Raw genomic sequence first — 11,906 nt, 5'->3', positions numbered from 1 at the left:
CCCGCGCGACGCCGTGCGCCCTCCGTCCTCCACGGGCCGGGGGCCCACGGCGTTTCCGTGTCAGTTCCCGGGCTCGTGCCGCCCTCGGTGTTCCGCCGCGATCCCGAACCGGCTCCGTTCGCCGGAAGCGGAAGAGGAGGAGTGGATCAAGGAGACCGAACTGACCACCTGCTCCTGCTCCGCCGCCTCCTCGTCCTCAAGTCTCTCCAGGTCAGCGGCCGACACCAGGGCCACGAGCGGTTTGCCGTGCCGCGTCACGACCACTCGCTCACCGCCGTAGACGACGCGGTTGATCAGCTCGGCGAGCTCAGCTCGGGCTTGCGTAACCGGAATCTCGTAGGCCATGCTCCACATCGTAACTTCCGTACGTCCTGTACATTTTTTACGGAAGCGTGCGCGGCGCCCCCAAAGCACCCGCACGCCCGGAGGAGAGGTCCCGCGCCATGCACCGCCCCGCCGCCCGTTACGTCCTTCCCGAGTTCACCGAGCGCACGTCCCAGGGGACGCGCACGCTCGATCCGTACTCCAAACTGCTGGCCGAACGCGTCGTCTTCCTCGGCACCCCGGTCGACGACGTCGCGGCCAACGACCTGGTCGCGCAGTTCATGTACCTGGAGCACGACGCACCCGACCGGCCCATCCAGCTCTACATCAACTCCCCCGGCGGCTCGTTCGGAGCCGTGACGGCGGTGTACGACACGATGTCCTTCCTCACCTGCGAGGTGGAGACGTTCTGTCTCGGCCAGGCCGGCGCCGGCGCGGCCGTCCTGCTGGCCGCGGGAGCTCCCGGCCGACGGCACGCGCTGCCCGGCGCACGGGTCGTGCTGCAGCAGCCCGAACTCCCGGAGCCGGTGCGGGGACAGCCGTCCGATTTGGAGATCGAGGCCCGGGAACTGGCCAGGATGCGCGAGACGCTGACGGGCATACTGGCCCGTCACACCAGCCGCTCCGCCGAGAAGATCACCGAGGACACCGAGCGCGACCTCATCCTCGACGCCGAGGGCGCCAAGGCCTACGGGTTGATCGACCACATCGTGCAGAACCGCGGGCCCGCACTGCTGCCGCCCGCCGCGGGGTGAACCCGCGATGCGGCCACCCGAGTTCCCGCCGCTGCCCGCCCTGACCCGCGCCGAGGGCGAGTTCATCGACCGCTACCTGGAAGTCGTCGACCAGCTGGGCCGGATCAACCCGGCCCGCGCCGACGACACCTACCGGGCCCTGCGCGCCGCACAGGCGCTCGCCTCGCACGCCGCGGCACTGCGGGACGCGCTCGCGTTGATGCACGAGCGGGGTGAAAGCCGGGTCCACTCCGCCACGTTGACGCGAGCGTTACGGGTGCTGGACGGGGAACGCCGCGCCGGGCGGCTCACCGTGCCACCCGACCCGCCGAGTTGATCAACTCCCTTGCGCCGACACGCCCGACGGGCGGACCGAATTATCTCGCTCGTTCGGCGTAGGTGTTACCTCGCAGGAGGGACAGGCCAACTTGCGCTTTCGAAGTGGGTCATGGGTGAAATCTCCCGTTCCGTCCCTGATGCGGCACCGGAAGCGGAGGTGCGGAAACTCCCCTCAAGGCCCCCCGTCCACCCGAACGGGTCAGTCGTGATGAGCCTCACATATCACCGTTTCACCTCGGAAATCCGGCGTTCGGTGAGTCAAGATCCCTGGGACGACAAGCCCCCGCCACCGCGGCGGGGCGGTCCGGGCGGACGCCGAGTCCTGCCGCTGTCCGGATGCCTGGTCGACAGGAGTGGATCGGCAGGAGTGGAGGACCCGAGCACAACGGGCCGACCGGAGATCCGGTCGTCCCTCGGGGTGAAGCCGCCACGTGCGGCCGGGCGACTTCGCCAGCCCGAACCCGACAGGTCATCCTTCACAGGCGGCTGACGAAGGGTTGCGCATGACTGCGCAGGTTCATGTCCCGTCTCTCCTCGCCCGAGCCACGACGGCCTCGGCTCTGACTCTCGCCGCAGTCGGCGGCTCGCTGTTCGTCCCCGGCGCCGTGACCGACGCCCAGGCCGCGACTCATTCGATGAAGGCGCTCAACATCGCCGCGTCGAAGAAGGGATCGCCGTACCGGTGGGGCGCCACCGGCCCCAGCCGCTTCGATTGTTCGGGTCTGACGCTGTATTCGTTCAAGAAGGCGGGCAAGAAGCTCCCGCGCACGGCCCAGCAGCAGTACAACAAGACCCGCCACATCTCGGCCTCGAAGCGGCAGCGCGGCGATCTGGTCTTCTTCCACTCCGGCCGCAGCGTCTTCCACGTGGGCATCTACGCGGGCAGCGGCAAGATCTGGCACTCGCCGAAGACCGGTGCCGTGGTGCGGCTGGAGAAGATCTGGACGAAGAGCGTCTACTACGGCCGGGTCAGCTGACGCCACCGCCCCGCCGTCGGCGCGCACCCCGCGTCAGTGCGGCAGGGTGCCGGTCACCAGTACCGCCCCCAGTACGGTGAGCGCCGCGCCGCTGCCGCCCTCGATCGCGCGGGCGGTGCGCGGCCGGCGCAGCCACCGGCCCAGCCGGTCCACCAGGAGCGCCACGGCCGGGAACCAGATCAGCGCGAGCAGCACGACGATCGCGGCGAGCAGCAGCGTCCGCGGCAGCGGGGCGGCCCCGGGCGGGACGAACTGCGGAAGCAGGCTGAGGAAGAGCACCGGCGCCTTGGGGTTCAGCGCGTTGGTCAGGAACCCCTGGCGCAGCGCGCGCCGCGTCCCGTTCGTGGCGTGCTGGCCGTCGCCCCGGCCGGCCGCGGCTTCGGCGGCCCCCGCCTGCCCGGTGCCGCGCCGGGCCGCACGCAGCGCGCTGATGCCCAGGTAGAGCACGTACGCCCCGCCCAGGAGCTGAACCGTGCGGAACAGCACCGGCACCGCCACCAGCACGGCGGCCAGCCCGGCGACGGCGAGCGCGGTGTGTACGAGCAGGCCACCGGCCACGCCCAGCGCGGTCGCCACCCCCGCGGAGCGCGAGGCGAGAGCATTGCGTACGACGACGGTGAAGTCCGCTCCGGGGAGCGCGACCATGACGGCGGCGACTCCGAGGAAGGCAGTCAGTTGGGCGTCCATGGCTCCACCCTGGATCCGAACGGCCTTTAGCATGTACTTGCAATCTTGTGGGTCTGCCAAAAGGAACGCTTAATGTACGACCCGACACGGCTGGCGGCGCTGGTGGCCGTCGCGGAGGCCGGTTCGATCACCCGGGCCGCCGCCCGGCTGGGCTATACCGCTCCCGCCCTCTCCCAGCAGCTCGCCAAGCTGGAGCGGGAGGCCGGCGCCGCGCTGCTGGTCCGGCACCACCGGGGCGCCCGGCTCACCGCCGCGGGCGAGCTGCTCGCGGGCCGGGCGCGGCGGGTCCTGGACGAGATGGGCCAGGCGCGCCATGAGCTGGCCCGACTCGCCGGGCTCTCCGGCGGGCGGCTGCGGGTCGGCACCTTCACGACGGCCGGCATCCATCTGCTGCCCCCGGTGCTGAGCGCCTTCCGCCGGGCGCACCCGGATGTGGAGCTGCTCGTCACGGAGTACGAGCCGCCCGGCGGGGTGGCGGCCGTGGCCTCGGGAGAGGTCGATCTCGCGCTGACACACGCGTACGAACCGGCCGCCACGGCGCCGCTGCCCTCGGGCATCAGCGCCGAGCCGCTGCTCGTCGAGGAGCTGGTACTGATCACCGCCGTCGGTCAGGTGCTGGCCGACGGCAGCGGGCGGCTGCCGGTGACGGACCTCGCGGGCCGGCCGCTGATCAGCAGCGCGCCCACGCATCCGCCGCGGCGCGGGGTGGAGAACGCGCTGGCCGAGGCGGGCGCGCTGCCCGCGGTGGTCTGCGAGTCGCCCGGCTATGCGCTGGTGTGCGCGCTGGTCAGCGCGGGCATCGGGATCGCGGTGGTGCCCGAGATGGTGGCGGCGATGTCACCGACGCCGCTGTCGGTGCGGCGGCTGGAGCCGGCCGCGTTCCGGCGGACCATCTCCGTGGTGCACCGCGGTGACCGGCCGGACGCCGCGGCGGCGACCCTGCGGGCCCTGCTGCGCAGCGGGTTCAGCCGATCCGCCGCGGCGCAGTGACCCGGGGCCCGGGTGCGGTCAGCTCTGGACGGGGACGCTCCAGGGGAGCATGATCCAGACGGTCTTGCCGCCCTCCGCGGTGGGTGTGACGGTCAGCCGGCCGCCGTACTCCTTGGCCAGTGAGCGGATGATCACCATGCCGCGCCCGTTGTCCTGCTGGACGGCGGCGGGCAGCCGCTGGGGCCAGCGCGGGTGACTGTCCGTCACCCCGAGGTGCAGCTGTTCATCGCGTTCCAGGCGGAGGTCCACGGTGAAGGTGGGCGACTGGCCGAACGTGTGCTGGACGGCGTTGGTGGCGAGCTCGGAGACGATGAGCCGGACGGTGTCGGCTCCATCGCTCCCCTCCGACAGCCCCCATTCGGCCAATACTCGCGCCACGTACCTGCGGGCCGCGGAGACCGAGACCGGCTCGCTCGGCAGCGTGACACTCGCCTCTTGTTGGTCCGCCATGACCGGCCGCCCCTTTCCCGCCCGGAACCGGCCCATGACCGGTCCGTGCTGTGCTTCGCGCCAGATTGCCACTGATGCTGCCCTCTGTGACGGCGATCCACCAAGATATGCATATATCTGTCGCTCAAAGCGGTGAACTCTTCCCTGGATACCGTGCGGGAGCGGCACACTGTCCGCTCGGCCCGGAGTGACCGGCCGGACTGGGAGGGGAGCCACCATATGCAGCACGGCCCTGCGGTGCGACGCCGCAAGCTCGGGGAGGAGTTGCGGAGTCTGCGCCACACATCCGGCCTCACCAGCCGGGAGGCCGCGCGACTGCTCGGCTGGCACCAGTCGAAGGTGAGCCGGATCGAGACGGGTGTCAGCGGGGTGCGGCCGGCGGACGTCACCCGGCTGCTGGACGCGTACGCCGTGGACGACCCGCAGTTGCGGGAGGTCCTGGAGAAACTCGCGGGCTCCGCGGGCGGTGGCGGCGCGGGCTGGTGGCACGCGTATCGCGGGCTCATCCCGCCCCAGTACCGCGACTTCATCAGTCTGGAGTCACAGGCGCGCAGCGCCCGCACCCTGGAAACCTCGGTGGTTCCAGGCCTGTTGCAGACCGCGGACTACGCACGCGCGGTGACCCGGGCCTCGCTCGACGGCCTGCCGGCCGGCCAGTTGGACTCGCTGGTCGAGGTGCGGCTCGCCCGGCAGAGGGTGCTCAGGGGCGATCCGCCGCTCAGGCTGAGCGCGGTGCTCGACGAGGCGGTGCTGAGGCGTGCGGTGGGCGGCCGGCGGGTCATGCGGGAGCAGCTCCGCCATCTCATCCGGCTGGCCCGGCTTCCGCATGTGAACCTCCAGTTGCTGCCCTTCTCGGTCGGCGGCTATGTCGGCCTCACCGGACCTTTCGTTATCTTCTCCTTTCCGAGCACTTCTGATCTGGATGTGGTCGTTCTTGACCACTTGACGAGTAGCCTCTATCTGGAGCGGAAAGAAGACCTTGAGGCGTACAGCTCGGCCTTCCGCACTCTGCAGGCGCACGCGCTGTCGCCGGAGCACTCGTTGGACCTGATCGCCACGATCGACCGCGACGGTCAGTAACTACGGACTGCCCGAGGGGGGCGTCATGTCGGATTGCCTCGCACAGCACGCGTTACGGTGGCGGCGCAGCAGCCGCAGCACGGGAATGAACAACTGCGTGGAAACCGCGCCGTTCGGCGGCAGACGGCTGGCCGTGCGCGACTCCAAGGATGTGTCCAGGCCACCGCTGCAGTTCTCGGCCGAGGCCTGGACCTCCTTCGTCGCCGGTCTGAGCCTCGGCCCGGTCCGCTGACGCGACGCGGCGGACCGGTCAACGGCGGCGGACGACGCGGGTGTCGTCTCAGGCGCCCGGAGCGGTCCGCCGCACGATCGTGACCGCGGTCGCGATCTGCTCCTCCGTCAGATCGGCGCGTGCGGTCAGCCGCAGCCGGGAGATGCCGTCCGGCACCGAGGGCGGCCGGAAGCACCCCACCGCCATACCGGCCGCACGGCAGTCGGCCGCCCAGCGGACCGCCGCGTCGGCCGAGGGCGCCCGCACCGAGACCACGGCCGCGTCCGGGCGTACGGCGGTCAGACCGGCAGAGGTCAGCCGGTCGTACAGCGCGGCGGCGACCGTACGGGCCCGGCCCGCCCGTTCCGGTTCGCGGCGCAGCAGCCGCAGGCTGCCGAGTGCGGCGCCGGCGGCGGCCGGGGCTAGCCCGGTGTCGAAGATGAACGTGCGGGCGGTGTTGACCAGGTGGTCGATGACGCGGGCGGGGCCGAGGACCGCGCCGCCCTGGCTGCCCAGCGACTTGGAGAGGGTGAGCGTGGCGACGACGCCCTCCGCCCCCGCCAGGCCCGCGGCCGCGAGCGCGCCGCGCCCGCCCTCTCCGAGGACCCCCAGGCCGTGCGCGTCGTCGACGAGCAGCGCGGCGCCCTCGTCGTGGCAGACCTCGGCCAGTGCGCCCAGCGGCGCGGCGTCGCCGTCGACGGAGAAGACCGAGTCGGTGACCGCCAGCGCCCTGCCGTCGTGCGCGTGCAGGGTCTTGCGCACCGCGTCGGGGTCGGCGTGCGGCACGACGGCGGTCTCGGCCCGGGAGAGCCGGCAGCCGTCGACGATCGAGGCGTGGTTGCCCGCGTCCGACACGATCAGGGCGCCCCGTCCGGTGAGGGCGGTGAGGGCGGCGAGGTTGGCCGCGTAGCCGGAGGACAGGACGAGGGCCGCCTCGAAACCGCAGAAGTCGGCCAGTTCCCGTTCGAGCTCGGCGTGCAGCGCGGTGGAGCCGGTCACCAGACGCGATCCGGTGGCCCCCGCACCCCAGCGGCGCGCGGCATCCGCCGCCGCCCCGGTCACTTCCGGGTGTCTGGTCAGCCCGAGGTAGTCGTTGCTGGCGAGGTCCAGCAGTTCCGGTTCCGCGGGCCGGGGACGGAGCGTCCGGACCAGTCCGGCGTCCGCACGGCGGCGGGCCTCGTCGTCTATCCAGTCGAACGGGGCGAAGGGCATGGGCAGTCCCTTTTGTAGGCAACTCACAGACCTTAACCGGGGGCGAAGCCGGACAGGGTGTGGCCATGCACACACCCTGATGCCTCTCTGTTGTCCGGTTCTTCCTTGGCTCGGAGGCGTGCCGTGCGTCAGGATCATCGCCATGGACCTCCTGAACACGCTGGCGGAGAAGGGGCTGCGGCGCGAGCTGCCGACCCGTGAAGAAGCGCTCGCCGTACTGGCCACCCCTGACGACGATCTGCTCGACGTGGTGGCCGCAGCCGGAAAGGTACGCCGTCAGTGGTTCGGGCGGCGCGTGAAGCTCAATTATCTGGTCAATCTGAAGTCGGGGCTCTGCCCGGAGGACTGCTCGTACTGCTCGCAGCGGCTGGGCTCCAAGGCCGAGATCCTCAAGTACACCTGGCTGAAGCCCGATGAGGCGTCCAAGGCGGCCGCCGCCGGGGTGGCGGGCGGTGCCAAGCGGGTCTGCCTGGTGGCCAGCGGCCGGGGTCCGACCGACCGGGACGTCGACCGGGTCTCGCAGACCATCGAGGCGATCAAGGAACAGAACGAGGGCGTCGAGGTCTGTGCCTGCCTCGGTCTGCTCTCCGACGGCCAGGCCGGCCGGCTGCGCTCTGCGGGGGCCGACGCGTACAACCACAACCTCAACACGTCCGAGGGGACGTACGGGGCGATCACGACCACCCACACCTACGCCGACCGGGTGGAGACGGTGCACCAGGCGCAGGCGGCCGGGCTCTCCGCCTGTTCGGGGCTGATCGCCGGAATGGGCGAGAGCGACTCCGATCTGGTCGATGTCGTCTTCGCGCTGCGCGAGCTCGACCCCGACTCGGTGCCGGTCAACTTCCTGATCCCGTTCGAGGGCACCCCGCTCGCCAAGGAGTGGAACCTGACTCCGCAGCGCTGCCTGCGGATCCTGGCGATGGTGCGCTTCGTCTGCCCGGATGTCGAGGTACGGCTCGCCGGCGGGCGTGAGGTGCATCTGCGTTCGATGCAGCCGCTCGCCCTGCACCTGGTCAACTCGATCTTCCTGGGCGACTACCTGACGAGCGAGGGCCAGGCCGGACAGGCCGACCTCGACATGATCGCGGACGCCGGTTTCGAGGTCGAGGGTGCGGGCACGACCACGCTCCCCCGGCACCGCGCGGACGCGGGCGTCGGCTGCGGTTCGCAGGCGGACGCCTGCGGTTCGCACTCCGACGGCTGTGCGCCCTGCGGCGAAGGGCCGGTGGCGGAGGCGGATGCCGCCGAAGCCGCGGAGGTCCCGGCGGCACGCACGGATCTGGTGTCGGTCCGCCGCCGCGGCGCGGGAACGGATCTCGCACCCAATGCCTGAGCCGCTCTCCCCCGCCGGTCTGCGCGCCCTGGACCGGGCCCACGTCTGGCACCCCTACGGCCCGATGCCGGGCCGGCAGGAACCGCTGGTCGTGGAGTCCGCGTCCGGGGTACGGCTCCGGCTCGCCGAACCGGCCCAGGGGCAGCGCGAGCTGGTGGACGGCATGTCCTCCTGGTGGTCGGCGGTGCACGGCTACAACCATCCGGTGCTCAACGAGGCGGCCAGAGGCCAGCTGGACCGGATGAGCCATGTGATGTTCGGCGGGCTCACCCATGAGCCCGCCGTGCGGCTGGCGGCCCGGCTGGTCGAGATCACCCCGGAACCGCTGAAGCACGTGTTCCTCGCCGACTCGGGCTCGGTCTCGGTCGAGGTCGCCGTCAAGATGTGCCTGCAGTACTGGCGTTCGGCCGGCCGGCCCGCGAAGCAGCGGCTGCTGACCTGGCGCGGCGGGTACCACGGGGACACCTGGCAGCCCATGTCGGTGTGCGACCCCGAGGGCGGCATGCACGAACTGTGGTCGGGGGCGCTGCCGCGGCAGGTCTTCGCGGACGAGCCCCCGGCCGGTTTCGACACGGAGCCGGACGCCGCGTACGCGACGCACCTGCGGGAACTGATCGCCCGCCACGCCGATGAGCTGGCCGCGGTGATCGTGGAGCCGGTGGTCCAGGGGGCCGGCGGGATGCGGTTCCACTCGCCTGGCTATCTGCGCGTGCTGCGCGAGGCGTGCGACGCCAGCGGTGTGCTGCTGGTGTTCGACGAGATCGCCACCGGATTCGGCCGTACGGGGAAGCTCTTCGCCGCTGAACACGCCGGGGTCTCCCCCGATGTGATGTGCGTGGGCAAGGCCCTGACCGGCGGCTATCTGACGATGGCCGCGACCCTGTGCACGAGCGAGGTGGCCGAGGGCATCTCGCGCGGCGAGGTGCCCGTACTCGCCCATGGCCCGACGTTCATGGGCAATCCGCTGGCCTCCGCGGTCGCCTGCGCCTCCATCGAGCTGTTGCTCGGCCAGGACTGGGAACAGGAGGTCAAGCGGATCGAGGCGGGTCTGCGCGACGGCCTGGCCGCCGCGGCGGAACTGCCCGGGGTCCGGGACGTGCGCGTGCTCGGCGCCATCGGCGTCGTCCAGCTCGACCACGAGGTGGACATGGCGGCGGCGACCGGGGCAGCGGTGCGCGAGGGCGTGTGGCTGCGGCCGTTCCGCGATCTCGTCTACACCATGCCGCCGTACGTGACCGGTGACGACGATGTGGCACGGATCTGCCGCGCGGTGTGCGCGGCGGCACGGGAGGGCTGAGATGAACGTTCTGGTAGTGACGGGTACGGGCACGGAGATCGGCAAGACGATCGTGACCGCAGCCGTGGCGGCGGCCTCCGCAGGACGCCGGGTGGCCGTGCTCAAACCGGCCCAGACGGGGCTGGCACCCGGTGAGCCGGGCGACGCCGCCGAGGTCGTACGCCTGGCGGGCGGCCATGTGACGGCCGTCGAACTGGCCCGCTTCCCCGAACCGTTGGCGCCCGCCACGGCCGCCAGACGAGCCGGTCTCCCGCCGGTGCGCCCGTACGAGGTGGCGGAGGCCGCCGAGAAGCTGGCGGCCGAGCACGATCTCGTCCTGGTCGAGGGCGCGGGCGGGCTGCTCGTACGGTTCGACGACGAAGGGGCCACCCTGGCGGACGCGGCACGGCTGCTCTCGGCGCCGGTCCTGGTGGTGACACCGGCCGGACTCGGCACGCTCAACTCCACGGCGCTGACCTCGGAGGCGCTGCGCGCCCGTGGGCTCGACTGCCTCGGGGTGGTGGTGGGCAGCATGCCCGCAGAGCCGGATCTGGCGGAGCGCTGCAATCTCACAGATCTCCCGGTGGCCGCGGGGGCACCGCTGCTCGGCGTGATCCCGGCGGGTGCGGGGGCGTTGCCACCCGCCGAATTCCGTGCGCGGGCCGACAGTTGGCTGGCCGCCGGGCTGGGCGGGGCCCGTCCATCGGGCTGACAGCCGCAGGCGGAGCGGGACGCGACCGTCAGCCCGGCGGACCCGGGTCTCACTAAGCCTTGATCCACCGATGAACAGCCGGTCCAGGGCTTGGACATGAAGGCGCGGATGCTCTCTGAGCTGGGACGATGGGACTTCCTACGGTTCCATATCCACAGAGCAAGAGAGCACCCGCGAGATGCAATCTTCCCATGCCGCTTCGGCGGTGTCGGCCGCGTTCGACGATCAGAATCTCATCGCGGATGCCGGGCTGGTCCCGGTGATGCGGCTGGCCGAACGGTGCGGGCTTTCGCGCCTGGTGTCGGAGAAGGTGATGCTGACCGGGGCGGCAAACGGTGCGGGTGCAGCAGCCGACGCCAAGGTCACCAGCATCGTGGCAGGCATGGCCGCAGGAGCCGACAGCATCGATGACCTGGACATGCTGCGCCACGGTGCGATGCCGACCGTGTTCCGAGAGGTCCGTGCCCCGTCCACACTGGGCACGTTCCTCCGCGCGTTCACCCACGGTCACGCCCTCCAACTGCACGCGGTGCACCGCAGGTTCCTCGGCGAACTGGCCGCGCACACCCCGCTGCTGCCCGGCTCGGGCGAGAAGGCGTTCATCGACGTCGACTCCACCCACAAACGGGTCTACGGCCGCACCAAGCGGGGCGCCGAGTATGGCCGGTTCAAGGGCATCCGCACCCTGCACCCCCTGCTCTCCACGATCTGCACCCCTACCTCGCGGCCGGTGATCGCCACCGTGCGGATGCGCCGCGGCAAAGCAGCCGACTCCCGCGGCGCCCCGAAATTCGCCGCCGAGGCCCTGGCCACCGCGGCCGAGGCCGGCTGCACCGGCCTACGCGTCCTGCGCGCGGACTCCCAGTTCTACAACGCCGGGGTCATCGCCGCCTGCCGCCGCAACGGCGCCCACTTCTCGATCACCACGGGCATGAACCCCTCCATCAAGCGGGCCATCCACAGCATCCCCGACACCACGTGGCAGCAGATCACCTACCCCACCGCAGTCCCCGACCCAGAGACCGGAGAACTCATCTCCGACGCCGAAGTCGCCGAGATCCCCGCATACACCGCGTTCACCGGGCGCAAGAAGAGCGAGCAGGTAACGGCCCGGCTGATCGTGCGCCGGGTACGCGACCTGGCCAAACCGCCCACCACCGGCGAGCAGGGCGAGCTGTTCCCCACCTGGCGCTACCACCCGTTCTTCACCGACAACCCCGCCCCAACCTTCCAGGCCGAGCGGGAACACCGCCACCACGCCGTCGTCGAGCAGGTCATCGCCGACAGCAAAGCCTCCGCCCTGGCCCACCTGCCCTCGGCACACTTCCACGCCAACGCCGCCTGGCTGACCCTGTGGGCGATGGCCTACAACCTGCTGCGCGCCGCAGGCGCTCTGGCCGACGCCTTCCACGCCAAGGCCACCACCGCCACCCTGCGTGCTCACCTGGTCCACGTTCCCGCCCGGATCGCCCGCTCCGCCCGGCGCCTCACCCTGCACCTACCGCAGCGATGGCCCTGGCAAGACGCGTGGGCACAACTGTTTGCCACCGTCCACGCGCCGCCCGAGACACCCTGACG

General features: G+C 71.5%; 14 protein-coding genes and 1 riboswitch. Of the genes, 10 read left to right on the top strand and 4 right to left on the bottom strand.

What is annotated here, in order from left to right:
- Nucleotides 1–60 precede the first annotated feature (60 nt).
- The gene (locus RLT59_RS34925) at nucleotides 61–345 is read right to left on the bottom strand and encodes a type II toxin-antitoxin system Phd/YefM family antitoxin (RefSeq protein ID WP_311307097.1); all 285 of its coding nucleotides are present in this window, start codon (nucleotides 343–345) and stop codon (nucleotides 61–63) included.
- 98 nt (nucleotides 346–443) lie between these two features.
- Here RLT59_RS34925 and RLT59_RS34920 point away from each other — a divergent pair, with 98 nt between their 5' ends.
- The 3 genes from RLT59_RS34920 (at nucleotide 444) to RLT59_RS34910 (ending at nucleotide 2,374) form a co-directional block, all read left to right on the top strand.
- A complete protein-coding gene (locus RLT59_RS34920) occupies nucleotides 444–1,079 on the top strand; it encodes an ATP-dependent Clp protease proteolytic subunit (RefSeq protein ID WP_311307096.1) in 636 nt (211 codons plus the stop codon).
- Nucleotides 1,080–1,086: 7 nt separating this feature from the next.
- Nucleotides 1,087–1,395 (top strand): hypothetical protein, encoded by a 309-nt coding sequence (locus RLT59_RS34915; RefSeq protein WP_311307095.1) that lies wholly within the window; start codon nucleotides 1,087–1,089, stop codon nucleotides 1,393–1,395.
- A gap of 329 nt (nucleotides 1,396–1,724) precedes the next feature.
- Nucleotides 1,725–1,897, top strand: a riboswitch (cyclic di-AMP (ydaO/yuaA leader).
- Nucleotides 1,898–1,900: 3 nt separating this feature from the next.
- Nucleotides 1,901–2,374, top strand: coding sequence for a C40 family peptidase (locus RLT59_RS34910; protein WP_311307094.1), 474 nt, complete (start codon nucleotides 1,901–1,903; stop codon nucleotides 2,372–2,374).
- 33 nt (nucleotides 2,375–2,407) lie between these two features.
- Here the strand turns inward: RLT59_RS34910 and RLT59_RS34905 are convergent, their stop codons facing one another.
- Nucleotides 2,408–3,061, bottom strand: coding sequence for a LysE family translocator (locus RLT59_RS34905; protein ID WP_311307093.1), 654 nt, complete (start codon nucleotides 3,059–3,061; stop codon nucleotides 2,408–2,410).
- A gap of 72 nt (nucleotides 3,062–3,133) precedes the next feature.
- On the opposite strand from RLT59_RS34905, the gene RLT59_RS34900 reads away from it, so the two are divergent.
- Nucleotides 3,134–4,051, top strand: coding sequence for a LysR family transcriptional regulator (locus RLT59_RS34900; protein WP_311307092.1), 918 nt, complete (start codon nucleotides 3,134–3,136; stop codon nucleotides 4,049–4,051).
- Between the two features lie 18 nt (nucleotides 4,052–4,069).
- Here the strand turns inward: RLT59_RS34900 and RLT59_RS34895 are convergent, their stop codons facing one another.
- On the bottom strand, nucleotides 4,070–4,501 hold the full coding sequence (locus RLT59_RS34895) for an ATP-binding protein (RefSeq protein ID WP_311307091.1): 432 nt from the start codon (nucleotides 4,499–4,501) through the stop codon (nucleotides 4,070–4,072).
- Nucleotides 4,502–4,720: 219 nt separating this feature from the next.
- Here RLT59_RS34895 and RLT59_RS34890 point away from each other — a divergent pair, with 219 nt between their 5' ends.
- A complete protein-coding gene (locus RLT59_RS34890; protein ID WP_311307090.1) occupies nucleotides 4,721–5,581 on the top strand; it encodes a helix-turn-helix domain-containing protein in 861 nt (286 codons plus the stop codon).
- Nucleotides 5,582–5,606: 25 nt separating this feature from the next.
- On the top strand, nucleotides 5,607–5,813 hold the full coding sequence (locus RLT59_RS34885; protein WP_311307089.1) for a DUF397 domain-containing protein: 207 nt from the start codon (nucleotides 5,607–5,609) through the stop codon (nucleotides 5,811–5,813).
- 48 nt (nucleotides 5,814–5,861) lie between these two features.
- Here RLT59_RS34885 and RLT59_RS34880 read toward each other — a convergent pair whose 3' ends face one another.
- Nucleotides 5,862–7,004: an 8-amino-7-oxononanoate synthase gene (locus RLT59_RS34880; RefSeq protein WP_311307088.1), complete on the bottom strand. Its 1,143-nt coding sequence runs from the start codon at nucleotides 7,002–7,004 to the stop codon at nucleotides 5,862–5,864.
- A 142-nt stretch (nucleotides 7,005–7,146) separates the two neighbouring features.
- Here RLT59_RS34880 and bioB point away from each other — a divergent pair, with 142 nt between their 5' ends.
- From bioB to RLT59_RS34860, 4 genes are all read left to right on the top strand, one after another.
- A complete protein-coding gene (gene bioB, locus RLT59_RS34875; RefSeq protein ID WP_311307087.1) occupies nucleotides 7,147–8,340 on the top strand; it encodes a biotin synthase BioB in 1,194 nt (397 codons plus the stop codon).
- Nucleotides 8,333–9,637 (top strand): adenosylmethionine--8-amino-7-oxononanoate transaminase, encoded by a 1,305-nt coding sequence (locus RLT59_RS34870; RefSeq protein ID WP_311307086.1) that lies wholly within the window; start codon nucleotides 8,333–8,335, stop codon nucleotides 9,635–9,637. Before bioB ends, RLT59_RS34870 begins: the two co-directional genes overlap by 8 nt.
- Nucleotide 9,638: 1 nt before the next feature.
- Nucleotides 9,639–10,328 (top strand): dethiobiotin synthase, encoded by a 690-nt coding sequence (gene bioD / locus RLT59_RS34865; protein WP_311307085.1) that lies wholly within the window; start codon nucleotides 9,639–9,641, stop codon nucleotides 10,326–10,328.
- A gap of 178 nt (nucleotides 10,329–10,506) precedes the next feature.
- Complete coding sequence (locus RLT59_RS34860; protein ID WP_311307084.1) at nucleotides 10,507–11,904, top strand: IS1380 family transposase; 1,398 nt, start codon at nucleotides 10,507–10,509, stop codon at nucleotides 11,902–11,904.
- The last annotated feature ends 2 nt before the right edge of the window (nucleotides 11,905–11,906 follow it).

This window comes from Streptomyces sp. ITFR-6 (genome assembly GCF_031844725.1).
In the GTDB taxonomy this organism is placed as follows: domain Bacteria; phylum Actinomycetota; class Actinomycetes; order Streptomycetales; family Streptomycetaceae; genus Streptomyces.
Note: the sequence above shows the minus strand (reverse complement) of the source record. Positions and strands in the feature narration are given on the sequence as shown.